The sequence below is a fragment of the Rhodococcoides kyotonense genome (assembly GCF_001645385.1).
GTDB classification, from domain to species: domain Bacteria; phylum Actinomycetota; class Actinomycetes; order Mycobacteriales; family Mycobacteriaceae; genus Rhodococcoides; species Rhodococcoides kyotonensis_B.
The window spans coordinates 70,839-95,206 of sequence record NZ_LVHI01000023.1 but is presented as its reverse complement, the minus strand read 5'-3'; the positions used below and the strand labels follow the sequence as shown (position 1 = coordinate 95,206).

General features: G+C 64.9%; 19 protein-coding genes. 2 read left to right on the top strand and 17 right to left on the bottom strand.

Annotation, left to right across the window (positions count from 1 at the left end):
* Positions 1 to 174: 174 nt before the first annotated feature.
* From tuf to A3K89_RS16225, 16 genes are all read right to left on the bottom strand, one after another.
* Positions 175 to 1,365 (bottom strand): elongation factor Tu, encoded by a 1,191-nt coding sequence (gene tuf / locus A3K89_RS16300; protein ID WP_068427803.1) that lies wholly within the window; start codon positions 1,363 to 1,365, stop codon positions 175 to 177.
* Between the two features lie 122 nt (positions 1,366 to 1,487).
* Entirely contained in the window at positions 1,488 to 3,590 is a 2,103-nt protein-coding gene (gene fusA / locus A3K89_RS16295; protein ID WP_068429005.1) for an elongation factor G, read from the bottom strand.
* A gap of 128 nt (positions 3,591 to 3,718) precedes the next feature.
* On the bottom strand, positions 3,719 to 4,189 hold the full coding sequence (gene rpsG, locus A3K89_RS16290; RefSeq protein WP_003941856.1) for a 30S ribosomal protein S7: 471 nt from the start codon (positions 4,187 to 4,189) through the stop codon (positions 3,719 to 3,721).
* Entirely contained in the window at positions 4,190 to 4,564 is a 375-nt protein-coding gene (gene rpsL / locus A3K89_RS16285; protein ID WP_008714048.1) for a 30S ribosomal protein S12, read from the bottom strand.
* Between the two features lie 285 nt (positions 4,565 to 4,849).
* Positions 4,850 to 5,368 (bottom strand): DUF3558 domain-containing protein, encoded by a 519-nt coding sequence (locus A3K89_RS16280; protein ID WP_068427801.1) that lies wholly within the window; start codon positions 5,366 to 5,368, stop codon positions 4,850 to 4,852.
* Positions 5,365 to 5,880, bottom strand: coding sequence for a DUF3558 domain-containing protein (locus A3K89_RS16275; RefSeq protein ID WP_068427797.1), 516 nt, complete (start codon positions 5,878 to 5,880; stop codon positions 5,365 to 5,367). Before A3K89_RS16275 ends, A3K89_RS16280 begins: the two co-directional genes overlap by 4 nt.
* Positions 5,881 to 5,905: 25 nt before the next feature.
* Positions 5,906 to 6,868, bottom strand: coding sequence for an antibiotic biosynthesis monooxygenase (locus A3K89_RS16270; RefSeq protein WP_068427795.1), 963 nt, complete (start codon positions 6,866 to 6,868; stop codon positions 5,906 to 5,908).
* On the bottom strand, positions 6,869 to 8,275 hold the full coding sequence (locus A3K89_RS16265) for a guanine deaminase (protein ID WP_084423842.1): 1,407 nt from the start codon (positions 8,273 to 8,275) through the stop codon (positions 6,869 to 6,871).
* 47 nt (positions 8,276 to 8,322) lie between these two features.
* Positions 8,323 to 8,952: a TetR/AcrR family transcriptional regulator gene (locus A3K89_RS16260; RefSeq protein ID WP_068427791.1), complete on the bottom strand. Its 630-nt coding sequence runs from the start codon at positions 8,950 to 8,952 to the stop codon at positions 8,323 to 8,325.
* 41 nt (positions 8,953 to 8,993) lie between these two features.
* Positions 8,994 to 9,755 carry an enoyl-CoA hydratase family protein gene (locus tag A3K89_RS16255; protein WP_068427789.1) on the bottom strand — a complete coding sequence of 254 codons (762 nt, stop codon included), beginning with the start codon at positions 9,753 to 9,755 and terminating at the stop codon, positions 8,994 to 8,996.
* The gene (locus A3K89_RS16250) at positions 9,755 to 10,915 is read right to left on the bottom strand and encodes an acyl-CoA dehydrogenase family protein (RefSeq protein ID WP_068427787.1); all 1,161 of its coding nucleotides are present in this window, start codon (positions 10,913 to 10,915) and stop codon (positions 9,755 to 9,757) included. Before A3K89_RS16250 ends, A3K89_RS16255 begins: the two co-directional genes overlap by 1 nt.
* Entirely contained in the window at positions 10,912 to 12,864 is a 1,953-nt protein-coding gene (locus A3K89_RS16245) for an acetyl/propionyl/methylcrotonyl-CoA carboxylase subunit alpha (protein WP_068429002.1), read from the bottom strand. Before A3K89_RS16245 ends, A3K89_RS16250 begins: the two co-directional genes overlap by 4 nt.
* A 5-nt stretch (positions 12,865 to 12,869) precedes the next feature.
* On the bottom strand, positions 12,870 to 14,468 hold the full coding sequence (locus A3K89_RS16240; RefSeq protein ID WP_068427786.1) for an acyl-CoA carboxylase subunit beta: 1,599 nt from the start codon (positions 14,466 to 14,468) through the stop codon (positions 12,870 to 12,872).
* A complete protein-coding gene (locus A3K89_RS16235) occupies positions 14,465 to 15,613 on the bottom strand; it encodes an acyl-CoA dehydrogenase family protein (protein WP_068427784.1) in 1,149 nt (382 codons plus the stop codon). Before A3K89_RS16235 ends, A3K89_RS16240 begins: the two co-directional genes overlap by 4 nt.
* Complete coding sequence (locus A3K89_RS16230) at positions 15,610 to 17,301, bottom strand: acyclic terpene utilization AtuA family protein (RefSeq protein ID WP_068427782.1); 1,692 nt, start codon at positions 17,299 to 17,301, stop codon at positions 15,610 to 15,612. Before A3K89_RS16230 ends, A3K89_RS16235 begins: the two co-directional genes overlap by 4 nt.
* Positions 17,298 to 18,095 (bottom strand): TIGR03084 family metal-binding protein, encoded by a 798-nt coding sequence (locus tag A3K89_RS16225; protein ID WP_068427780.1) that lies wholly within the window; start codon positions 18,093 to 18,095, stop codon positions 17,298 to 17,300. The genes A3K89_RS16230 and A3K89_RS16225 overlap by 4 nt, the downstream gene beginning before the upstream one ends.
* Positions 18,096 to 18,186: 91 nt before the next feature.
* Here A3K89_RS16225 and A3K89_RS16220 point away from each other — a divergent pair, with 91 nt between their 5' ends.
* Positions 18,187 to 19,230 (top strand): endonuclease/exonuclease/phosphatase family protein, encoded by a 1,044-nt coding sequence (locus A3K89_RS16220; protein WP_068427778.1) that lies wholly within the window; start codon positions 18,187 to 18,189, stop codon positions 19,228 to 19,230.
* A 657-nt stretch (positions 19,231 to 19,887) separates the two neighbouring features.
* A complete protein-coding gene (locus A3K89_RS26430; RefSeq protein WP_068427776.1) occupies positions 19,888 to 22,011 on the top strand; it encodes an HNH endonuclease signature motif containing protein in 2,124 nt (707 codons plus the stop codon).
* A 135-nt stretch (positions 22,012 to 22,146) separates the two neighbouring features.
* Here A3K89_RS26430 and A3K89_RS16210 read toward each other — a convergent pair whose 3' ends face one another.
* Positions 22,147 to 24,270 carry an ArnT family glycosyltransferase gene (locus tag A3K89_RS16210; RefSeq protein ID WP_371828810.1) on the bottom strand — a complete coding sequence of 708 codons (2,124 nt, stop codon included), beginning with the start codon at positions 24,268 to 24,270 and terminating at the stop codon, positions 22,147 to 22,149.
* Between the last annotated feature and the right edge of the window lie 98 nt (positions 24,271 to 24,368).

The window sequence follows — 24,368 nt, the reverse complement described above, 5'->3', positions numbered from 1 at the left end:
TGCGCGGAAGGGGGTCCGCGCCGCAAAAACCGCCCCCGCCGTCGCATGAATGGACCACGGCAACTGTCTATCGGATGCTGCGGGCCATCGATGCCGAAACGAGCGCACGAGAACGAGCACACGAAAAAGCGCCCACCCCCCGAAGGGGATGGGCGCTTCTCAGGTGGAGCTAGATCACTTGATGATCTTGGTGACGCGACCGGCGCCGACGGTACGACCGCCCTCGCGGATTGCGAAACGCAGGCCCTCGTCCATGGCGACCGGCTGGATCAGCTGGACGGACATCTCGGTGTTGTCACCGGGCATGACCATCTCGGTGCCCTCGGGGAGGGTAACGACGCCCGTAACGTCCGTGGTACGGAAGTAGAACTGCGGGCGGTAGTTGTTGAAGAACGGCGTGTGGCGGCCACCCTCATCCTTGGACAGGATGTAGGCGTTGCCCTCGAACTCCGTGTGGGGAGTCGTGGTGCCGGGCTTGATGATGACCTGGCCACGCTCGACGTCTTCGCGCTTGATGCCACGAACGAGCAGGCCGACGTTGTCGCCAGCCTGGCCCGAGTCGAGCAGCTTGCGGAACATCTCGATACCGGTGACCGTGGTCTTGGTCGATCCGGGACGGATGCCGACGATCTCGACCTCTTCGTTGACGTTGATCACGCCACGCTCGATACGGCCGGTGACAACGGTTCCACGACCGGTGATGGTGAAGACGTCCTCGACGGGCATGAGGAATGCCTTGTCGGTCTCACGAACCGGGTCCGGGATGGAGTCGTCGACAGCCTGCATGAGCTCTGCAACGCTCTCGGCCCACTTCGGGTCACCCTCGAGTGCCTTCAGTGCGGAGACCTTGACAACCGGTGCGTCCTCGTCGAAGTCCTGCGCAGCGAGAAGCTCGCGGACCTCCATCTCGACGAGCTCGATGATCTCGTCGTCGTCGACCATGTCGGCCTTGTTCAGGGCGACGAGGATGTACGGAACGCCGACCTGCTTGGCGAGGAGCACGTGCTCACGCGTCTGCGGCATCGGGCCGTCGGTTGCTGCCACGACCAGGATCGCGCCGTCCATCTGGGCAGCACCGGTGATCATGTTCTTGATGTAGTCGGCGTGGCCCGGAGCGTCGACGTGCGCGTAGTGGCGCTTGTCGGTCTGGTACTCGACGTGGGAGATGTTGATCGTGATACCACGAGCCTTCTCCTCAGGCGCCTTGTCGATCTCGTCGAAGGCCGAGGCCTCGTTGAGGTCCGGGAACTTGTCGTGCAGAACCTTGGTGATTGCTGCAGTCAGCGTCGTCTTGCCGTGGTCAACGTGACCGATGGTCCCGATGTTGACGTGCGGCTTCGTCCGCTCGAACTTCGCCTTCGCCACTGTGTGTCCTCCTGGACTGTTGGTGCTTGCTTCTTATGCAGCAGTGCGGTTGTCTTCGCAGTTCTTTTGAACTGCTCGGTCGTGCGGTGTTACTGATTCAGCGTGTCCAGCTCGCGGAGAAATTATTCTCCGGTCGCCTTCGCGATGATCTCCTTGGCGACGTTCGCGGGAACCTCGGCGTAGGAGTCGAACACCATGGAGTAGTTAGCGCGGCCCTGAGTCTTCGACCGAAGGTCTCCGATGTAGCCGAACATCTCCGACAGCGGAACCTGTGCCTTGACGACACGTGCGCCGCTACGTTCCTCCATGGCCTGAATCTGACCACGGCGGGAGTTCAGGTCGCCGATGACCTCACCCATGTAATCCTCGGGGGTCGTGACCTCGACGGCCATGACGGGCTCGAGAATGACCGGGCCGGCCTTCTTTGCAGCTTCCTTGAACGCTTGTGAGCCGGCGACCTTGAAGGCCATTTCCGACGAGTCGACGTCGTGGTACGCGCCGTCGAGCAGCGTGACCTTGACGTTGACGAGCGGGTATCCGGCGAGAACGCCGTACTGCATGGCGTCCTGAGCTCCGGCGTCGACCGAAGGAATGTATTCCCTCGGCACACGACCACCGGTGACCTTGTTCTCGAACTCGTAGGTCGCGCCGTCTTCGCCCTCGAAAGGCTCGAGGCTGATGATGACCTTCGCGAACTGACCCGAGCCACCGGTCTGCTTCTTGTGCGTGTAGTCGAGCTTCTCGACGGTCTTGCGGATGGTCTCGCGGTACGCGACCTGCGGCTTACCGACGTTGGCCTCGACCTTGAACTCACGCTTCATGCGGTCGACCAGGATGTCGAGGTGGAGCTCGCCCATGCCGCCGATGACGGTCTGGCCGGTGTCCTCGTCCAGCTTCACCGAGAAGGTCGGATCCTCTTCGGCGAGCTTCTGGATAGCCGTTCCCAGCTTCTCCTGGTCGCTCTTCGTCTTCGGCTCGATCGACACCTCGATGACCGGGTCCGGGAAGGTCATCGACTCGAGGATCACCTGGTTCTGCGGATCGCAGAGGGTGTCACCCGTCGTCGTGTCCTTCAGACCGATCACGGCGTAGATGTGTCCGGCCGACGCCGACGCGACTGCGTTCTCCTTGTTGGAGTGCATCTGGAAGATCTTGCCCAGACGCTCCTTCTTGCCCTTGGTCGAGTTGATGACCTGAGCGCCGGATTCGACCTTGCCCGAGTAGACGCGGACGTAGGTCAGCTTGCCGAAGAAGGGGTGCGCAGCAATCTTGAACGCGAGAGCCGAGAACGGCTCGTCGGCGGACGGCTTGCGCGTAATGACCTGCTCTTCGTCGCCGACTGCGTGGCCCTGAACCGACTCGACGTCGAGGGGGGACGGCAGGTAGTCGATGACGGCGTCGAGCATGGGCTGAACGCCCTTGTTCTTGAACGCGGAGCCACAGAGAACCGGGTACAGCTCGCTGTTGACGGTCATCTTGCGGATGGCGCCCTTGATCTCCTCGATGGAGAGGTCTTCGCCACCGAAGAACTTCTCGAGCAGAGCTTCGTCGGACTCGGCGACGGTCTCGAGGAGTTCCTGACGGTACTGCTCGGCCTTCTCCTGAAGGTCGGCAGGAATGTCCTGAACCTCGTACTTCTCACCGAGCTTGGTCTCGCCGCTCCAGACCTTCGCCTTCATCTCGACGAGGTCGACGATGCCTTCGAAGTCGTTCTCGGCACCGATGGGGAGCTGGATGACCAGCGGCTTCGCGCCGAGGCGATCCTTGATGGTCTGGACGGTGAAGTAGAAGTCAGCGCCCAGCTTGTCCATCTTGTTGACGAAGCAGATACGCGGAACGTCGTACTTGTCGGCCTGACGCCACACCTGCTCCGACTGCGGCTCGACGCCTTCCTTGCCGTCGAACACGGCAACGGCGCCGTCGAGGACGCGCAGCGAACGCTCGACCTCGACGGTGAAGTCGACGTGGCCGGGGGTGTCGATGATGTTGATCTGGTTCTGGTTCCAGAAGCAGGTCACAGCAGCAGACGTGATCGTGATGCCACGCTCCTGCTCCTGCTCCATCCAGTCGGTGGTCGACGCGCCGTCGTGCGTCTCACCGATCTTGTAGTTCACCCCGGTGTAGAACAGGATGCGTTCGGTAGTGGTGGTTTTACCAGCATCGATGTGGGCCATGATGCCGATGTTGCGGACCTTGTTGAGGTCGGTCAGCACGTCCTGTGCCACGGAATTCATCCCGCCTTGTAAGTCGAAGAAGTGGGGCTGGTCGAGCTCGGAGGTGATGATGCCGACCAGGTACTAGGTCTAACGCCGGAAGGACGTAGAAAGTTTCACTACGTCCTTCCGGCCGGAAGTCACCAGCGGTAGTGCGCGAACGCCTTGTTGGCTTCAGCCATCTTGTGGGTGTCCTCGCGACGCTTCACAGCGGCACCGAGGCCGTTGCTGGCGTCGAGAAGCTCGTTGGCCAGACGCTCGACCATGGTCTTCTCACGACGAGCGCGCGAGAAGGTGACCAGCCAGCGCAGAGCCAGCGTGGTGGAGCGGCCGGGGCGAACCTCGACGGGCACCTGGTAGGTGGCGCCACCGACGCGACGGCTGCGGACCTCGAGGGCCGGCTTGACGTTGTCGAGTGCACGCTTGAGCGTGACGACGGGGTCGGTGCCGGTCTTCTCACGAGCCTGCTCGAGCGCCTGGTAGACGATGCGCTCGGCGGTGGACTTCTTGCCGTCGAGAAGGATCTTGTTGACGAGCTGCGTGACCAGCGGCGATCCGTAGACCGGGTCGTTGATCAGCGGCCGCTTGGGTGCTGGGCCCTTGCGTGGCATTTAGCTCTTCTCCTTCTTGGCGCCGTAACGGCTGCGTGCCTGCTTGCGGTTCTTGACACCCTGGGTGTCGAGCGAGCCGCGGATGATCTTGTAGCGCACACCCGGGAGGTCCTTCACACGACCACCGCGAACGAGCACCATCGAGTGCTCCTGCAGGTTGTGGCCTTCACCGGGGATGTAGGCGGTGACCTCCACCGAGCTGGTCAAGCGCACACGCGCGACCTTACGCAGAGCGGAGTTCGGCTTCTTCGGAGTGGTGGTGTACACGCGAGTGCACACTCCACGACGCTGGGGACTGCCCTTGAGGGCAGCGGTCTTCAGTTTCGCAACCTTGTCGGTGCGACCCTTACGGACCAGCTGGTTGATAGTTGGCATGAACCGGCTTTCTTCGTGTCGCGAGTCTCGTACTTGATCGAGACTCAGGGATCTAGCAGTTGGAGCAAGAGAACACTGCTCCTCACCCAGTGGAACCACCGCGGGTCTCTTGCACCCCGCGGTCGGGTGTGTCGCATACCCCCACACGTGCAGCCCGAGCTCGCTGTCGTATCAGCGGGCGCACGGCTGTACCTCGCATAGGCACACAAACGGACCGGCCAGGCCGGACACGACCCATAACGATACCCGGCGGCGCGGCCTCGGGTCAAAACGACCCAGGTTGTGCTACCGGGCCAGATTGATCGTCAGGTCCATCAACGCCGTCGCGGCCTCGCACGGGTCGGGGTGTGCCGAACCCGGCTGATACTGCACCCACCATCCGACGACGCCCGAGTCCGGCGACCCTGCACTGACGCCGCACGACGCGGGGTCACCTGGCGGCTGCACCCGAATTGCCTTGCGGCCCTGCACGGTTATGTCGTCGACGGTGTACTCGAGCTGCTCGTTCGTCCGTCGCTCGACGTCGAGCGAGCCGTTCTCGAACCAGTTGAACGACACCTTCACCGTGCCGGACGGACCCGCGACGTCCCAGCGACAGATCGCTCCGAAGAAGGCGCGGGCGATGGCGTCGCCACCCACGGTCTTCGCGATCTGGTCGTCGGAGACGGCGTCGCATTCGGTGAGCAGTTTGCGTAGATCGGGGTTGCCCGACCCGTCGAACGTGGCCGCGGTCGGAGTGCCCTGCACGGTCGTGCTGCATCCGGCGAGGAGCAACAGGCTCGCGGCGGCCAGAGCGCGCCTCATTGCGCGCGCTCCGCGGTGAGCGTCGCCAACTGTTCGGCGACGTCGCACGGACTGGCCGTCGGCGGTTGATCGCCGTACGTGACGGACCAGTGCATGAAGTCCTTGCCGTACTGCACGCCGACCTCGCACAGATAGTTGTCGGTTGCGGCGGCGAAACCGTCGTGTCCGTCGATCTCGATGTTCTCGGCGGGGCGGCCGATCAGCTCCGAGCCTGCGCGCTCCCGCTCGATGGGGCTGCCGCGGTACCACGAGAAACTGACCGACGGGCCGGTGAAGCCGCCGACCTCCCACTCGCACCCGAGGGAATTGCGGGTGATGGCGGTGAACGCGGGAACGGCGAACGCGCTGCGAACCTCCTCGTCGGTGACCGAACCGCACGCACCGAAGAACGGTCCTGCCGCGCCCGGGTCCTCGCTCGCCGTCGTCGCGGACGGGGCCGCCGCGTCGTCACCTCTGCTGCATCCCGCCGACAGCGCGAGGAGTGCCACGCCGAGAACCACGATCGCTCGCATGTTCAGGCACCTTAGTCGAGGGGTGCTAGTCGAAGTAGTCCCAGAACTGCAGCCACTTCACCGACGCGAACAACGACAGCGTCGCCGCGTACACGGCCATCACCACCAGCGCGCCGACGACCGAGACCTTCCGCGACGCCCCGTCGATCGGGTCGAGCCATCGACGGAACCAACCGGTGACCGCAGGCATGAAGAAGTACGTCATCAACCCGACGCTGCAGATCTGGCTCAGCCACATCGACAGCCACGGGGGTGCGCCGACGTCGTCGAGCAGAGGTCCGACGAACCGCGACAGCGTCATCACCGTCGGATACAGCACGAGCAGGACGAGCATCGCCGTCTTCCAGTCCGGCGTCACCTTGGCCTGACCGTCCTCGACGCGGACGATCGAGCCGAACGGTGTGCTGTGGGTGATCACCGAGAACTCGCCCGCGAGGTGTCTACGCAGTTCGGGAAGGGCCTTGGACCGGGTGTCGGACTGCATCCACTCCGACAGTTGGCGGTCGGTCCTGAACCGCAGTATCGAGATCCATTCGGTGTCGCTCGGGTCGGCAGGCCCGAGCAGAACCGCACCCTCGAATCCGGAGAAGCCGGAACTCAGCGCGACCAACTCTTCTTGCGACCGGCGGAAGTCGGTCAGACGGCCGTCGACGACGTCGTGCGCGATGATGCCCACTCCCGTCGACGGCGCATGCCCGTCGACGATCAGCAGGTCCGTGCTGACGCGCGTGTGACCGTCCTTCTCCCCCGCATGCAGCAGCGCGGCGCGGTCGTCGCTGTCGAGCCAGGCGTGCAGGTGCTTCTCGGAATCGAACGACACCGACGACGCCCAGTCGAATCCGCTTCCGACCGGGGTGGACACCGTTGCGGTCAGGAAACCAGGGCTCGTGGCGGCAGCCTCGTGCATCGTGCGAGTCCAGGCAGTGAAGCCGTCGTGCTCGCCTTTCGATCGGAACACACTGACGGCAGTCGCCGCGGACTCGGCCATCTAGGTCACGTCGATCCGACGACCCTGCACGTAGACCTCGGTGATCGCAGGTTCGCGCATGGCCATCAGCACTGCGAAGAGCGTCTGGTCACGAGCCATGGTCGGGTCGTCGGACCGCACGCCGTTGTCGATCACGCCCTGCAGCGGGGGCCACGCCCGCGGGTCGACGACGACGAAGTCCGCTTCCTTGCCGTCGTCGAAGTTGCCGATCCGGTCTTCCATGTCGAGCGCCCGCGCGCCGGCCAGGGTTCCGGTGAACAGCATCTCGGCCGGGTGCATCGAGATGCCGTCGTCGCCCGCCTCGGAGATGTGGACCTTGAACGCGTCGCCGAGAACTCGGGTCAGCAGGAATTCGTCACCGCCGCCGAAATCGGAACCGATGGCGACATTGACGCCGGAGGCGATGGTTCGCTTCCACGGCATCGTTCCGGAACCGAGGAACTGCTGCGACGTCGGACAGTGCGAGATCGAGGTGCCCGTCTCGGCCATGCGAGCGAGTTCGACGTCCTGGCAGTGGACCGCGTGCGCGAGAATGCTGCGTCGGCCGAGGAAGCTCTTGCCGCCGACGGCGGATCCGGGAAGGAACTTGCCGTCGTACGTGTCGAGGTAGGAGTCGACCTGATACATCTCCTTCGTCGTCGCCACTTCGCCGGTGCCGGGCCGATCGTTCTCGTTGAGGTGACTGTGGAAGTAGACGCCGCGGTCGCGGACCGAATCGTAGAGCTCACCGAGGTTCTTCAACGTCTCGGTGGTGACCGCCAGTGAGAACCGCGGTACGACGGCCACGTGCAACGTCGCCGTGCGGACGTCCCCGGTGTCGGCGGCGTGCCATTTCTCGATCTCCTCGGTGACGAGTCGTACGGCGTCGTCTTCGCTGGTGATCAGGGCTGCGGCCGAGTCGGGTCCGGTGGTCTGCACTCCCCGTCCGCTGACGACGCGCAGGCCTCGACGCCTGGTCTCCTCGAACAGTGCGTCCTGCGCGTGCGGGAAGGCCGAGCCGAACACCATCGCCTGCGTCGTACCGGCCGCGATGCGTCGATCGCAGAACTTCACAGCGGCTTCCCGCGCGAAGTCCGGATCGGCGAACAGGCTTTCCGACGGGAAGATGCACGCGTTCAGCCACTCGAGCAGTTGGCCACCGCCGTAGGCGTCGCCGGCGAAGGTCTGCGGGAAGTGGACGTGCGTGTCGACGAACCCGGGGAAGATGAAGCCCGGGCGGTGGTCGACGACGTTCCAGCTCTCGTGGTCCTCGGGCAATCCGTCGAACGCGCCGCAGTAGACGATGCGTCCGTCACCGTCGACGACGAGCGCCCCGTCCTCCAGGTACTCGAGCGCGTCGGTCGCGCCGTGCACCGTGGGCGATCCGGCGACATGGAAGATATGGCCTCTGTGTACCTGGTTCACCAGCGAAGCGAATCACGCCGAGATACGCACCGCTTGCCGAACGGTCGAAATCATCCGTTCAGTACAGCGATTTCACCCTGTCGAATCTTCAACGAGCTGTCGAGGACGCCTGCCCAGGCCCGCACGATCTCTGCGCGACGACGCGAGTCGTCGCTCAGTACGTCGGCGAGTCCGAGGCCGCGCGCGAGATCCAGCGTGGCTTGGACGAGGCGGTGCGTCTGCGGATCGGAGTCGTCGGCACCGAGGTGTGCGACGGCCATTCGATGCGCGACGCGGCCGAACTTCTCCTCCAGAGGTAGAACCCGGGCGCGCATCTCGGGGTCGGCGGCCGCGGCCGTCCACACCTGCAGGGCAGCCTTGAACTGCGGTCCGGTGTAGTACTCGACGAGCCGTTCGACCACGGCCTTCGTCCGCTCCGGGCCCGGCGGCACCGGAGTCGTTTCCGCCTGGGCGTTCTCCATCCGCGTGTCGAACATGGAGTCCAGCGCCGCGGTGATCAGGTCCTCGCGCGTCGGAAAATGGTGTTGCGTCGCGCCGCGGGAGACTCCCGCGCGTTCGGCGACGACGCCTACCGTCGTCGCCGCCCAGCCGTGTTCCGACAGCGAATCGATCGTCGCCTCGAGAAGCCGATGGCGCGTGGCTCTACTGCGGTCCTGCTTCGGTTCACGCGCCGTCACCATCTCGTACTACTTCTCTCCCGGTCTAGCGGCTGACCATCTGGTCATTCCGTAGGCTTCACTCCCGCCCACGATGGCGGACGCTTCTGCAGAAAGGACATCATCCCCTCCCGCGCTTCGTCCGATGCAAACAGCCTCGCCGAATGGGCCGAGAGCTCCTCGCCGCGGGCGTCGAAGCCGGCGAGAACAGCCCGCGTGGTCAGCCATTTCGACTCGGCCAGCCCCTGCGGCGACGCCTGTCTCAGCGAATCCAGGATGTCGACGACGGTCGACGCCGGATCCGAGCTGGCCTCGCTGATCAACCCGATCGCTTCCGCCTCGTGTGCCCCGAACTTCTCGCCGGTCAGGAAGTACCGGCTGGCTGCGCGCGAGTCCAGTCGCGGCAACACCGTCAGGGACACGATCGACGCGGCCAGTCCCAGCCGAGCCTCGGTCAGCGCGAAGGTGGCGGCAGTGCCTGCGACGGCGATGTCACACGCGGCGACGAGCCCCATACCTCCGGCACGCACGTGTCCGTCGATCTGTCCGACGACCGGTTTCGGGGTCTCGACGATCAGCCGCAACAGGCCGAGCATCTGCGACGTCCTGCTCTCGACCGACGACCCGGCCTCGGACAGGTCGGCCCCCGCACAGAACGTGCCGCCCGTATGGGTGAGCACGATCGCGCGCACGTCGGGGTCGTCGGCTGCGGCCTTCAGACCGGCTTCGAGCTCGTCGACGAGGATCGTCGACAGGGCGTTGCGGTTGTGCGGGGAATCGAGTGTCAGCGTGGTGACGGAGTTGTCCGTCGAACTGGTGACTGCCATCAGTAACTCTTCGGCAGACCGAGCGAGTGCTGCGACACGAAGTTCAGGATCATCTCGCGACTCACCGGTGCGACGCGGGCGATACGAGCCGCACCGAGCATCGCGGCCAGGCCGTACTCCTCGGTGAGGCCTGCACCGCCGTGCGTCTGGATGGCCTGATCGAGCGCCTTGATACTTGCTTCTGCCGCAGCATATTTCGCCATGTTGGCGGCCTCGGCTGCACCGAAGTCGTCGCCACTGTCGTACAGGACCGCGGCCTTCTGCATCATCAGCTTGGCCAGTTCCAGTTCGATCTTCACCTGCGCGAGTGGATGCGCGATGCCCTGATGCGCACCGATGGGCGACTTCCAGACGGTCCGCTCGTTCGCGTACTTCACGGCCGCATCGAGCGCGTAACGCCCCATCCCGACGGCCATCGCCGCACCGAGAATCCGCTCCGGGTTCAGTCCCGCGAACAGCTGCATCAGGGCCGCGTCGGCCTCACCCACGAGAGCGTCCGCGGGCAGTCGAACGTCGTCGAGGAACAGCGTGAACTGGTGATCCGGTTCGATGATGTCCATCTCCATCCGGGTCTTCTGGAAGCCCTCGGAATCGGTCGGGACGATGAACAGCGCCGGCTTCAGCTTCCCTGTCTTGCTGTCCTCGGTCCTGGCGACGATCAGCACCGCATCGGCCTGGTCGACGCCGGAGATGTAGATCTTGCTGCCGCGAAGGATCCAGTCGCTTCCATCTCGACGAGCCGTCGTCGTGATCTGGTGCGAGTTCGATCCGGCGTCGGGCTCGGTGATGCCGAACGCCATGATCTTCGACCCGTCGGACAGCGCAGGCAGCCACGCCTGCTTCTGCTCGTCGGTGCCGTACTTGCCGATGATGGTTCCGCAGATGGCAGGGCTGACGACGACCAGCAGCAGACCTGCACCGTGTGCCGCGAGTTCTTCCTGGACGAGCGCGAGCTCGTAGATGCCCGCACCCCCGCCGCCGTACTCCTCCGGCAGGTTGACGCCGAGGAAGCCGAGTTTGCTTGCCTCACCCCACAGTTCGGTCAGTGGTTCGCCCTTGCGAGCCTTCGGTAGGACGTAGTCGACGTAGTTGTAGCGCTTGCCCAGCGACGAGACCGCGGCGCGCAGGCCCTTCTGCTCGTCGGTTTCGATGAAGCTCATTCTTCTCCCTCACTGACAACGGCCAAGACCGTCCCGACTTCCACTTGCTGACCTGCACTGACGTTCAGTTCGGTGAGCACACCGTCCGCGGGTGCAGTCACGGTGTGCTCCATCTTCATGGCCTCGAGCCAGAGGATCGGCTGGCCTGCGGTCACGGTGTCACCCTGTGCTGCAGCAACTCTGACGACGCTGCCCGGCATCGGCGCGAGCAACGAACCTGCCGCGACTTCGTCGGTGGGGTCGACGAAGCGCGGTGTGCATTCGAGACGCACCGGGCCGAGCGGTGAATCCACGAAGACGTGCGAGCCGTACGTGCTCACCTGGAATGTACGACGGATCTTGTTGTCGTCGAGCACGACTCGGTTCGGCGTGTAGTCGACGAGGGTGACGCCGTCGAGTTGGTCCGTCTTCAGCCCGTAGCGGCCGAGGGTGTATTCGACGGTGATGTCGCCGTACAGTTTTCGCTGCGGCTGAGACGGGAGGTTGCGCCAGCCACTCGGCAGCCCCTTGTTGACCGTCGCCCTGTCGCGGTTCGATGCCGCATCGGCCAACGCCGCCGCGAGCGCCGACATCCGGACGGCCCGCCCCTGCGCGATCGGCTGGGACAGAATGTCGAGGCCGTGCGTGTCGAAGAAGGCCGTGTCGGTGTCGCCGGCCAGGAACGCAGGGTGCTGCAGGATCGCGACGAGGAGGTCGCGGTTGGTCGTCGGCCCGTGAATGACGGCCCGTGACAGGGACTTCGCGAGAAGGTTCGCGGCCTGACCGCGCGTGGGTGCGTACGAGATGACCTTGGCGAGCATGGGGTCGTAGTGGGTGCTGATCGTGCTGCCACTCTCGACGCCGGAGTCGACGCGGATGCCCGACGCGGTCAGGACTTCGAAGTGCCTGCCGGGGATGTCGAACCGATGGACCGGTCCGCTCTGCGGCTGCCACTCCTGGGCCGGGTCCTCGGCGTAGAGCCTGACCTCGATCGAATGCCCCTGCGCCGACGGCTGTTCCGTGGGCAACGGATCCCCTGCCGCGACGCTGATCTGCAGCGCGACGAGGTCGAGTCCCGTCGTACATTCGGTGACGGGATGCTCGACCTGGAGGCGGGTGTTCATCTCCAGGAAGAAGAAGTTGCCCTTCTCGTCGGCGAGAAACTCGACGGTGCCTGCACCCTCGTAACCGATGGCCTCGGCTGCTTTTCGCGCGGCGTCGAACAACCGGTCCCGCATGCCGTCGATGCGTTCGACGAGTGGCGACGGCGCCTCCTCGACGACCTTCTGGTGCCTGCGCTGGATCGAGCATTCGCGTTCGCCCACGGTCCAGACGGTCCCGTGGCGGTCGGCCATGACCTGCACTTCGATGTGCCGCCCGGTCTCGATGTAGCGTTCGACGAACACCGTCGCATCACCGAACGCAGACAGCGACTCGCGCCCAGCGGCTTCGATCTCCTCGTCGAGCTTCGCGAGTTCGCGGACGACGCGCATGCCGCGGCCACCACCGCCCGCCGAGGCCTTGATGAGCACCGGGAGGTCGGCGTCGGTGACGTCCGCCGGAGTCAGACGGTCGAGAACCGGCACCCCGGCGTCGGACATGATCTTCTTCGACTCGACCTTCGAGCCCATGAGTTCGATGGACTTGACGGTCGGTCCGATCCACGTCAGTCCGGCGTTCTGCACCTGCTGTGCGAAATCGGCGTTCTCGGACAGGAATCCGTAACCGGGGTGGATGGCGTCGGCGCCGGTCTGGACGGCGGCCGCGATCACGAGCTCACCGCGCAGATAGGTGTCCGCCGACGCGGTGCCGGGCAGATGGACCGCAACGTCGGCATCGCGGACGTGCGGGGCGTCCGCGTCGGCGTCGGAGAAGACGGCGACCGTGTCGATGCCTTCCTGACGGCAGGTCGTGAAGACGCGTCGGGCGATTTCGCCGCGGTTGGCTACGAGGACGCTCGTGATGGTCATGTCGCTCACATCCGGAAGACACCGAAGGTATCGGTGCCTTCGATCGGGGCAGAGGCGATGGCCGACAAGCACATTCCCACTACCGTACGGGTGTCACGGGGGTCGATGACGCCGTCGTCGTAGAGGCGTCCGGACAGGAACATCGGAAGCGATTCGGCTTCGATCTGGTTTTCGATCATCGCGCGCAATCCCGCGTCGGCCTCTTCGTCGAATGCCTGACCGCGGGCTTCTGCTGCCGCGCGTCCGACGATGGAGATGACGCCTGCCAGTTGCGCGCCGCCCATGACGGCAGACTTGCTCGACGGCCAGGCGAACAGGAAGCGCGGATCGAATGCGCGGCCGCACATGCCGTAATGCCCTGCACCGTACGACGCGCCGAGCAGGATCGAGATGTGCGGAACCGTCGAGTTGGATACGGCGTTGATCATCATCGAACCGTGCTTGATCATGCCCCCTTCCTCGTATTCCTTGCCCACCATGTATCCGGTTGTGTTGTGCAGGAACAACAGTGGCGTGTTCGACCGGTTGGCGAGCTGGATGAACTGCGTCGCTTTCTGCGATTCCTCGCTGAACAGAACTCCGCGGGCGTTGGCGAGAATACCGATCGGGTAGCCGTGCAGCTCAGCCCATCCGGTGACGAGCGAGGAGCCGTACATGGGCTTGAACTCGTCGAAGTCGGAGCCGTCGACGATGCGGGCGATGACCTCGCGCGGGTCGAACGGGATCTTGAGGTCGGTGGGGACGATGCCCAGCAGATCCTCGGGATCCGCGAGCGGCTCGATGACGTCGGCGCGCGGCTCGGGTCCCTTCTTCTTCCAGTTCAGCCGCTCGACGATGCTGCGGCCGATACGGATGGCGTCCTGCTCGTCGACGGCGAAATAGTCTGCGAGACCGGACTTTCGGGCGTGCATCTCGGCACCGCCGAGGGATTCGTCGTCGGAGTCCTCACCGGTGGCCATCTTCACCAGCGGTGGCCCGGCGAGGAACACCTTGGAGCGTTCCTTGACCATGACGACGTGATCGGACATTCCGGGGATGTACGCGCCGCCCGCGGTCGAGTTGCCGAAGACCAGTGCGATCGTCGGAATCCCTTTCGCGGACAGCTGCGTCAGGTCGCGGAACATCCGGCCGCCCGGGATGAAGACTTCCTTCTGGGTGGGCAGGTCCGCTCCGCCGGATTCGACGAGCGAGATCACGGGGAGACGGTTCTGGGTCGCGATATCGTTGGCGCGGAACCCTTTCTTCAGGGTCCACGGGTTGCTGGCACCGCCGCGCACGGTGGGATCGTTGGCCACGATCAGGCATTCGACTCCACTGACGACACCGATCCCCATGACCGTGCTTGCGCCGACAGGGAATTCACTCCCCCAGGCCGCCAGCGGGCACAGTTCGAGGAATGCGGAATCCTCGTCGATGAGGAGTTCGATGCGCTCGCGCGCCAGCAACTTTCCGCGCTTCTTGTGTCGCTCGACGTATTTCTCGCCGCCGCCGAGGAGCGCCTTCGAGTGCTCGGTGTCGATCTCGGCGAGTTTGGTGTTCATCGCCTCCGTCGCATCGGTGAATTGCTCCGATGCGGTGTCGAGAGTGGACTTCAGCACGCTCATGCCTGATACCCCAATCGTTTCGCTGCCAGTCCGGTCAGGATCTCGGTGGTTCCGCCGCCGATGCCGAGGATGCGCATGTCGCGATACTGGCGTTCGACTTCGCTTTCCCGCATGTAGCCGAGGCCACCGAAGAGTTGCACGGCTTTGTCGGCCACCCACTCCCCGGTTTCGACGGCGGTGTTCTTCGCGAAGCAGACTTCGGCGATCAGGTCGTCGTTGCTGTCGAGCGATCGCTCGACGACGTTGCGGGTGTAGACGCGTGCGATGTCGATCTTGCGCGCCATCTCGGTGACGGTGTTCTGCACGGACTGTCGTGCGATGAGCGGCTTTCCGAACGTCTCACGGTCGCGCACCCACTGCAGCGTCAGGTCGAGGCACCGCTGCGCACTGGCGTAGGCCTGGGCGGCGAGGGCGATACGTTCGGTCAGGAAGGCCTGCGCGATCTGCGCGAACCCGGAATTTTCCGCGCCGACTAGGTTCTCCACGGGCACTCGGGCGTCGGTGAACGACAGTTCCGCGGTGTCCGATGCGCGCCATCCCATCTTGTCGAGCTTGTTCGCGACCTCGAAACCGGGGGTGCCCTTCTCGACGACGAGTAGCGATACCCCGGCGGCACCGTCGCCGCCCGTCCTGACGGCAGTGACGACGAAGTCCGCACGGCAGCCCGACGTGATGTAGGTCTTCGCACCGTTGACGACGTAGTGGTCGCCGTCGCGCACTGCCTTGGTTCGCAGATGTCCGACGTCGGATCCACCGCCGGGTTCGGTGATGGCAAGCGAGCCGATCTTCTCGCCCGCGAGGGTCGGGCGGACCCACTTGTCGATCTGCTCGTCGTTCCGCGCTGCGACCAAGTGCGGCAACGCGATTCCGCTGGTGAACAGCGACGCGAACAAACCTCCCGACGCACCGGCCTGGTGCATTTCCTCGCAGATGACGACGGCGTCGGCGAGGTCGCCACCGTCACCGCCCACGTCCTCTGGGAAGCCCGCGCCGATCAGGCCCAGTGCTGCGGCCTTCCTGTGGAGATCGCGCGGTATTTCACCGTCGGATTCCCACTGGTTCAGGTGCGGCAGAATGTCCTGTTCGACGAAGCCGCGAACGGTCTTCCGGAGCTGCTGCCGCTCCGGCGTCGTCCAGATCGTCATATGTCTCCTTGGAATGCGAGCGTTTCGGGAATGTCGATGTGGCGAGACCGAAGCCACTCGCCGAGGCCTTTGGCCTGAGGATCGAAACGTGCTTGTGACGCAACGCCTTCGCCCAGAATCCCGTCGATGACGAAATTGACGGCTCTGAGGTTCGGCAGTACGTGGCGGGTGACGGTGAGCTCGCGCGTCTCCGGCAGCATCTCTTTCAGCTTCGACTCCGTCAGTGCATGTGCGAGCCAAGCGAATTCGTCGTCGGTGCGCACCCAGACGCCGACGTTGGCGTTACCGCCCTTGTCGCCGCTACGGGCGGCCGCGATGGTGCCGAGCGGGAGGCGGACGGTGGGCTCGACCGGACGCTTGCCTGGAAGCTCGGCAGGTTCCAGAGATGCAAGCTCACGGGTCTCTTCGGCAGGGCGGATGTCGCGCCGCGTACCGTCCGGGAGTACCGCTGTATGCGGCACGTCGGCGATCGGTACGAAGCCGGCCGTGAACACACCGTACGGACCGCCGTTCGACGGCGGAGCCGTCAGCGAGAAACCGGGGTAGCTCGCGAGTGCGAGTTCGACTGCCACTGCGGAGAATTGGCGGCCGACGACGTTGGGGTCGCTGTCGCGCGCGACGCACCGAAGCACGGCGCTTGCCGTTTCCTCGGTGTCGGCGTCGGGCTTGTCGCTGCGAACGAGGGTCCAGTCGAGCTCTTTCGGCCTCGTCGGCAACCAGGCTTCGAACTGTCTACGGGCGAGTTCGGCTTTCGCGTCGATGTCGAGTCCCGTCAGCACGAACGTGAATTCGTTGCGGAAACCGCCGAGCGAGTTGAGCGAGACCTTCAGCGTCGGGGGCGGTGCTTCGCCGGTCACGCCGCTGATGCGGACGCGATTGCTCGATTCCTGTGTCAGTCGGGCCGTGTCGATCCGTGCGGTGACGTCGGGATTCGCGTACCGCCCACCGGTGATCTCGTACAGCAACTGTGCGGTGACGGTGCCGACGCTCACTGCGCCGCCGGTCTTCTCGTGCTTGGTGATGACCGAGGAACCGTCGGCCTCGATCTCGGCGATCGGGAAGCCGGGACGGGACATGTCGGCGATCTCGGTGAAGAAGGAGTAGTTGCCGCCCGTCGCCTGGGTGCCGCATTCGATGACGTGACCGGCGACGACAGCCCCGGCCAAGGCGTCGTAATCGGTTGGTGTCCAACCGAAGTGATGTGCGGCTGGCCCGACGATGACGGACGCGTCGGTGACGCGCCCGGTGACGACGACGTCGGCGCCCGATTTCAGGCATTCGACGATGCCCCACGCGCCGAGATACGCATTGGCGGTCAGTGGCGAGCCGAGGCCGAGTTCCTGTGCGCGCGGCAACAGGTCGTCGCCCTCGACATAGGCGATTTCGGCGCCGAAACCGAGCTTGTCGAGCGCGTCGACGAGCCCTTCGGGATTGAGTCCGCCCGCGTTGGCGACGATCTTGACACCCTTGTCCAGAGCGAGCCCGAGGCAGTCCTCGGCCTGGCGCAGGAAGGTTTTCGCGTAGCCGCGGGTGGCGTCCTTCATCCGGTCGCGGCCGAGAATCAGCATCGTCAGTTCGGCGAGGTAATCGCCTGTCAGATAGTCGAGTTCGCCGCCTTCGAGCATCTCACGCATCGCCGAGAGACGATCGCCGTAGAAGCCGGAGCAGTTACCGATCCGCACGGTCATCGTTTGTCACGTCCCGATCCAGGTGGGCCCGCGAAGGCCTGAGCGATGGTGAGCCAGTGCTGTGCGTCGTCACCGACGGCCGTGAGATCGAGGTCGTCGCGGTGAGCGCGCTGGGTCACCAAGAGGCAGAAGTCCGCCGCCGAGCCGGTGACGCGCTGCGACGCGTCCTCCGGCCCCCAGGTCCAGAGCTCACCCAAGGGGGAAGTGAGCTCGACCCGGAACGGCTCGGCCGGCGGAGTCTGCTGGTTGACAGCGTAGGCGAAGTCGCGTGTGCGCACCCCGATATGCGCCACGCCCTTGATGCGGTCGGTCGGCTCCCTGACGATGCCGAGTGCGTCGGCGACGTCCTGGCCGTGTGCCCACGTTTCCATCAATCGGGCTGTCGCCATGGACGCCGCGCTCATGGGCGGGCCGAACCATGGGATCTTGACTCGCGCCGGCACTTTCGCGAGCGCATCGGTCATGGCGTGCCTGCGGGTGCGCCAGGTGGTCAGCAGGTCCGGCTTGGCGGCTTCCTCGTCGGCGGCGGCGTCGACGAATCCGGTGGGGTCGGCCCACGCTTGCTTCAGTGCTACGTCGAACTCGGCCGCCGCGTCGGCGTCGCCTGCTGCACCCGACGTCGTCCGCTCGGCGACGTTGTCTGTCCAGGACAGGTGTCCGATCTGGTGAGCGATGGTCCATCCGGCGGCGGGAGTAGGCGTCGACCATTGTTCTTGGTCGAGGTGGGCGACGAGCGCGTCCAGCGCATCGCCTTCCGCGCGGAGGTCATCGACGATCGAGTCGAGGTCGGCCATGTGGACAGCATTCCAGCGGGTTCGTAAAAAAGCAAGCGCGCCTGCTTGTTAATTCACGTGCTGTTCAGATGCAGTCTCTACGGTGCCGGGCATGAGGATTTTCGCCGGTGTTTGTGCTGTTGCCGTGTTGGCCGGGTGCGCGTCGCCCGCCGAGAACGAGGCGTCGACCATCAGGGTTGCGACGTTCAACGCGAGCATGAATCGAAGCGCCGCGGGCGAGTTGGTCGCCGACCTGCAGGGCGAAGATGCGCAGATACGTGCGGTTGCGGACATCGTCGGGCAGAACGATCCGGATGTGGTGCTGATCAACGAGTTCGACTATTCGGGTCCCGATGCGGTGAACCTGTTTCGTGATCGGTACCTCGACGGCAAGTACGAATTCTCGTACACGGCGCCAGTGAACACGGGCGTCGACTCGGGGCTGGATCTGGATGTCGACGGCGCCACGGGTGACCCGGGAGATGCCTACGGGTTCGGTCAATTCCCTGGCCAGTACGGAATGGTGGTGTTGTCGAAGTATCCGATCGACACCTCGGGCGTGCGTACGTTCCAGAACTTCCTGTGGAAGGACATGCCGAATTCGCTGTTGCCACGCGACTACTACGGGGACGCGTCGGACGCGTTGCGCCTGTCCAGCAAGTCGCACTGGGATGTACCGGTGGATGTCGACGGCCGGACGCTGCATGTGCTGGCGTCGCATCCGACTCCCCCGTCGTTCGACGGCCCGGAGGATCGCAACGGCAAGCGCAATCACGACGAGATCCGACTGACCGCCGACTACATCTCCGGTGCGGAGTATCTGTACGACGACAACGGAGTTCGTGGCGGATTGGACTCCGGTGCATCGTTCGTCGTGGTGGGTGATCAGAACAGCGATCCGGTCGACGGCGATTCGGTGGCCGGGTCGATTCAGCAACTGTTGGATCACCCTCGAGTTCAGGATCCTGCGCCGACGTCGGAAGCCGGTAGTGGAACGGATACAGCGGATTTCGCCGATCCCGTGCCCGGCGATCTGCGGGTCGACTACGCCTTGCCATCGGACGACCTGACAGTCGCGGGCTCGGGTGTTCATTGGCCGGCCGGGGTGGAACACCCGTCGGACCACAGGTTGGTGTGGGTGGACGTGCAGATCTAGGGCCCTCGCGCGACGGCGTAGGGCGCGTGTGTATTCGACGTCTCCGTCTCTCGGACGGCGTCTTCAGACGCGGCGCCGGTTGACGCTGTGGCCGGACGTCGTCGACGGGGTTCGCGAGTTGCGGGGATCGGCTGTGGTGGACGAGTGTCGTCGATGGTGAATCGGCCGAAAAGCACGAAAGCGATTGAGGTGCATCGCTGACCGCCGAGATGTTCGACGGATTCGAGCTAGATCCGTGTTGCACGAACAAACGTGCCGATACTTGGGTGTGCGCCCTGAGCGTGCAGCGATGGTGGCGTCGCACCCGTACGATCTGCGGGCGGCTCGAGATCTGGGAATGTCAACTGTGTTCGTATACCGGCCTCTCGAGTTCGGGCGCGTCGAGGATGCTGTCGACGACGTGGACAGCGAATTCGACCACAGGGTCACGGATATCCGGGATGTGACGTAGAGGCGTTCGGGTGCCCGGGCCCAGTCCCATTGATGCGTGACGCTGGTCGATGCCTGTCGCGATGGGCGCGGCGCGTTCTTGTCGGTGGCATGTGGTAGCGCCCGCAGCATCGAAATCCTCTGTGACGCAGTAACTTTTCCTTGACATCGCGATCTCCGGTGGTATAGTCGAACACAAGTTCGAATCGAGTCGGGGGGCTTGAATCCATGCCGTTCACGGAGCGCAGCGCGTTCGCGAAATACGTCGGACCACAGAAGAAACCGGTCATCGACACCGACTTGTTGGGTGAGCTGTTGGAGGTCGCGGTCCTGGAGAATCAGGCCTGCGCACGGAAAGTCGCTCTGGCGGCGCACATCTGGGATTCGTGCATCCATCAAACCATCCAAGTCGGGGATTTGATCACCGATGCCGGTAACTACGCGGCCTCCGAAACCGCGAAAATTTTGGGCTGCTCGAAAACCGTCGCAGACACCTTCGCCGAGATCGGCATGGACCTACGGCTACGCCTGCCCGCGATCAAAACAGCATTCGAATTAGGCGAACTCGACCTCGCCCGCGTCCGCGCGATCTACCGCGTCACCTCCCCGCTGTCTTTGGATGCCGCCACCCGGATCGAAGCCGAAGTACTACACGCCGCCAGAAGGCTCTCGCCCGGACCATTGGCCACCGAAATCGCCGCCATCATCCAGCGCACCGCACCCGACGAAGTCGCCGAGGTGCGGGAAGACCTGAAAAAACTCACCGGAGTGCGCTACCGCGACAAAGACCTGATCGCCACCATCGAAGCAACCCTCGACGCCGCCGACGCCGCCGCCTGCTGGCAAGCGATCACCGAAATGGCCGCCACCCTATGCCCGCGCGACCCCCGCACCCGCAGCCAACGCCTCGCCGCCGCCTACACCGCATGCATGCGACGCGAAACCCATCTCGCCTGCACCTGCGAAGTCGACGAAGACCACCCCTGCACCGCCAACCGAACCCTGCCCGACCGGCGAGTACCACTGACCTCGATCACCATCGACCTCGCCACCCTCGCCGCATTGAACGATCTACCCGCCTACCTCGCCGGACACGGCCTCATCGACGCCGCCTACGCCCGCGAACTCGCCGCCAACAGTGACTGGCAGATCGTCATCACCGAAGCCCGCAACATCGCCGACGAACTCCAGATCACCACCACAGCCGACGACACGGCCGACAACGACGAAGTAAACGACGCGAGCGAGGCTGACGACGACATTCAGGCTAGCGACGAGACCTGCAGCGGCGGAGGCGGCGAAAACGAGGCCGACGGCGAGAGCGCGGAGACCGAGACCACCGAGGCAACCGAGACCGCGGAGAGTGAGAACACTGCGGCCGAGACCGACGACCAGGTCGAAGAAAACGACAGCGACGCGACCAACGGCCAGGGCGAAAAAGACGGCAGCGAGGCGGCCGAAGGAACGGCCGGTCATGAAAGCTCCGAAGGAACGGTCGGCCAACAAAGCGCCGAGCAGGGTGATCCCGGGGACGCCGCGGCCGAATCCGAGAATGCCCCCGCAGCTACCGGAGGCTCGGCATCTGTCGATCATCTGACATTCCACCCACTCGGACGCGGGCGACGCCGACGCGGACTGAACCTCCCGAAACCCGCAGCAGGCGCCACTCGCGCACAGACCGTCCCCAACGACACCGGCCCCTACCGCGGCTCCTACACACTCATCGCCGCCCTCGAGAAAGCGATCGCCGCCAACCCCGCAGTCGCGCAAGCGCTCTACCCCGACGGCCACGGAGGATTCATCGAACCACCCGCCGGAGCACTGCACTACAAGCCCCGCACACAGCTCGCCGACCTGGTCCGCCACCGCGACCGCACCTGCCGATTCCCCGGCTGCGACGTACCCGCAGCCAGCTGCGAACTCGACCACATCATCCCCTACCTCCACCACGACCCCGCCCACGGCGGCTGGACGATCCTGACCAACGTGCACTGCCTGTGCCGCTACCACCACTCCCTCAAAACCATGGGCGCCTGGCACACCACCATGCTCGCCGGAGCCATCGAATACTGGACATCGAACTCCGGCAGCACCGCCGTCACCCTCCCCGGAAGCAGCGTCGGCGCAACCGATCTCACCGGCCACACACTCACACCCCACATACCCCGCAAACGCAGACCCACATGCAAAGCAGAACCCGCCGAACCGGAATCGACAGCCCCATCGCCCGTCGAGCCCGAAAAGACCAGCGAGACAGAGAAGACCAGGGGGCCGAGAAGGCCAGCGAGACAACCACCCACGATCAACCCACCGACCCCTGGAACGTCGATATCACCGGAAAAGAAAGGGTAGACGCCGATGACCCAGCGCCGTTCTGACACAGGCGATCCGACAACGACGATCCCCTGCCCCACCGCGATGGCAGGACAGGGGATCTACGCGTCATGGCCTGAGGTCGGGGGCTGCCATGTCTTGGTGCTGCGTGGCTCAGCCGGCGTAGGTGCTGAGGTCGTAGACAGTCGTGCCGTCGACAGTCGTGGCCGTGAAATTGGCGGCCACCCATTCTGCGATCTCGGACGACGTACTGTCCGAGCCACCGCCGGGACCGCCCGGTCCGCCCATGCCTCCGCCCTGACCACTCGAGATGTAGTACTTCACCTGATGGTCCGCGACATACGCGATGAACTGGTCGAGCGTCGGAGCAGGGTCACTGCTCCACCCACCGATCGCCATGACGGCCGTATCGGTAGCCAGCTCGTACGTCGCGGCCGACTGCGAACCGTTCACCGCGGCCGACCACGTGGTGCCGGCAGATTCGAGCAACTCGTTCACCGCATCGGACGATTGCGACGACATACCCGGGCCGCCGGACGGAGCGCCGCCGGACGGAGTACCGCCCTGGGTGCTGTCGGACACCGACGCGCCGGGCTGCTGACCATCACCCGTACCGCTGGGCACCTCACCGCCGGACATTCCACCGGCCGGCATCTCACCACTCGGCATTTCACCACCGGGCGCCTGACCGTCACTCGGCATCCGCATGCCGCCGCCACCCATGCCGCCACCCATGCCGCCGCCCATACCGGTATCCGAGACGGCACCGGTCGGACCAGCGGTCGGGATGGATCCACCATGCGCGGTCGCCGCCGTCGCGATGGCGTACGACGTCCCACCACCGAGTCCTGCCAGCGCCCCGACGATCAGCGCGACAGCCGCCAACTTCCGGAACCGACCGGCCGCAAGCCACAGCGCAGCTCCGACGACCGTGCCCACCAACAAGATCCATTTCAATGCGGGCAGCCAATCGGAATTGCGGTTCAGCAAAACCCACGACCAGATTCCGGCAGCGAGCATCACCGTCGCCAGACCTGCTCTGCCCCAGATCGATTCACGGCGCAACCACAATGCGTACCCGCCCGTACCGATCAGACCTGCGATCGCGGGCGCCAGAGCCACCGTGTAGTAGGGATGAATCGTGCCGGACATGTAACTGAAGATCAGGCCCGTTACAAGGAACCAACCACCCCACAGCACGAGCGAGGCTCGCAGCAGATCCGTCCGCGGCGCACGACCGCGAGCAATCAACCCGAACACCAACGCGATCAGCGCAGCCGGAACGAGCCACGAGATCTCGATACCCATCTCGCTGCCGAACAACCGATCCAGGCCGGTGGCGCCGCCGAAACTGGAACCCGCAGCGGCGCCGCTCATTCCGCCGCCACCGCCCCCACCGCCGTTGCCGCTTCCTCCGAAGATGCGCCCGAGCCCGTTGTAGCCGAGCACCAGATCCATCACGGTGTTGTCCGTCGAACCGCCGATGTACGGACGAGCATCGGCAGGCCACAACGCGACCGTCACGACCCACCACCCGGCACCGGCGATCAACGCCGCGAAAGCACCGACGAGATGCAGCAGGCGCGCACGCAGACGTGCCTGTCCCGCAACGAGATACGTCAGTCCGAACGCGGGCAACACCAGCAGGCCCTGCAGCATCTTCGTCAAGAACGCGAATCCCAGTGCGACACCGGCGAACGCGAGCCACATCGCAGCACGACGACCGACCGCAGTCTGCAACGACCGCACCACGAAGTACGCGCCCACCGACATCAGCAGCACCAGCAGCGCGTCGGGATTGTCGAACCGGAACATCAGAGCAGCAGCGGGAATCGACGCCAACGCAGCACCGGCCAGCAGACCGGCAGTCGGATTCGCGACCCGCTTCACCGCGGCATACACCGTCGCCACCGCGCCGACACCCATGAGCGCTTGCGGGACGAGCAGGCTCGCGCTGGAGAATCCGAAGATCCTCGCGGAGAGGCCCATCACCCACAGCGACGCCGGCGGCTTGTCGACGGTGATGAAGTTCGACGAGTCGAGCGAACCGAAGAACCACGCCGTCCAGTCCTTCGAACCCGCCTGCGCCGCCGCGGCATAGAAGGTGTTGGCGTAGCCGCTCGCAGTCAGATTCCACAGATAGAGCACCGCCGTGGCGACGAGCAGCGCGGCCAGCAGAACATGATCGCGGTTCGACGTGAAACGACGCGCGCGGCGGTGCCGAGACGCAGCGCGCGGCTGCGGAGTCGCTCGCGGTGGCAGAAGTGGTGTGGTCACGGTGGTCCTCCATCGAAGATGTCTTGTGACCAGAGTGACCCCGCTACTTGCGGCAGGCCTGGGAGCTCGCTCGAGGAAAGCTGTGAGTCTCGGGCGCC

Excerpts from the sequence above, each read along its gene's own strand:
- A3K89_RS16235 (WP_068427784.1), bottom strand. The coding sequence starts at position 15,613 with ATGACGATCTGGACGACGCCGGAGCGGCAGCAGCTCCGGAAGACCGTT.
- A3K89_RS16240 (WP_068427786.1), bottom strand. The coding sequence starts at position 14,468 with ATGAGCGTGCTGAAGTCCACTCTCGACACCGCATCGGAGCAATTCACC.
- A3K89_RS16245 (WP_068429002.1), bottom strand. The coding sequence starts at position 12,864 with ATGACCATCACGAGCGTCCTCGTAGCCAACCGCGGCGAAATCGCCCGA.
- A3K89_RS16255 (WP_068427789.1), bottom strand. The coding sequence starts at position 9,755 with ATGGCAGTCACCAGTTCGACGGACAACTCCGTCACCACGCTGACACTC.
- A3K89_RS16220 (WP_068427778.1), top strand. The coding sequence starts at position 18,187 with ATGAGGATTTTCGCCGGTGTTTGTGCTGTTGCCGTGTTGGCCGGGTGC.
- rpsL (WP_008714048.1), bottom strand. The coding sequence starts at position 4,564 with ATGCCAACTATCAACCAGCTGGTCCGTAAGGGTCGCACCGACAAGGTT.
- A3K89_RS16225 (WP_068427780.1), bottom strand. The coding sequence starts at position 18,095 with ATGGCCGACCTCGACTCGATCGTCGATGACCTCCGCGCGGAAGGCGAT.
- A3K89_RS16270 (WP_068427795.1), bottom strand. The coding sequence starts at position 6,868 with ATGGCCGAGTCCGCGGCGACTGCCGTCAGTGTGTTCCGATCGAAAGGC.
- A3K89_RS16280 (WP_068427801.1), bottom strand. The coding sequence starts at position 5,368 with ATGAGGCGCGCTCTGGCCGCCGCGAGCCTGTTGCTCCTCGCCGGATGC.
- A3K89_RS26430 (WP_068427776.1), top strand. The coding sequence starts at position 19,888 with ATGCCGTTCACGGAGCGCAGCGCGTTCGCGAAATACGTCGGACCACAG.
- rpsG (WP_003941856.1), bottom strand. The coding sequence starts at position 4,189 with ATGCCACGCAAGGGCCCAGCACCCAAGCGGCCGCTGATCAACGACCCG.
- A3K89_RS16230 (WP_068427782.1), bottom strand. The coding sequence starts at position 17,301 with ATGACCGTGCGGATCGGTAACTGCTCCGGCTTCTACGGCGATCGTCTC.
- A3K89_RS16275 (WP_068427797.1), bottom strand. The coding sequence starts at position 5,880 with ATGCGAGCGATCGTGGTTCTCGGCGTGGCACTCCTCGCGCTGTCGGCG.
- A3K89_RS16260 (WP_068427791.1), bottom strand. The coding sequence starts at position 8,952 with ATGGTGACGGCGCGTGAACCGAAGCAGGACCGCAGTAGAGCCACGCGC.
- A3K89_RS16250 (WP_068427787.1), bottom strand. The coding sequence starts at position 10,915 with ATGAGCTTCATCGAAACCGACGAGCAGAAGGGCCTGCGCGCCGCGGTC.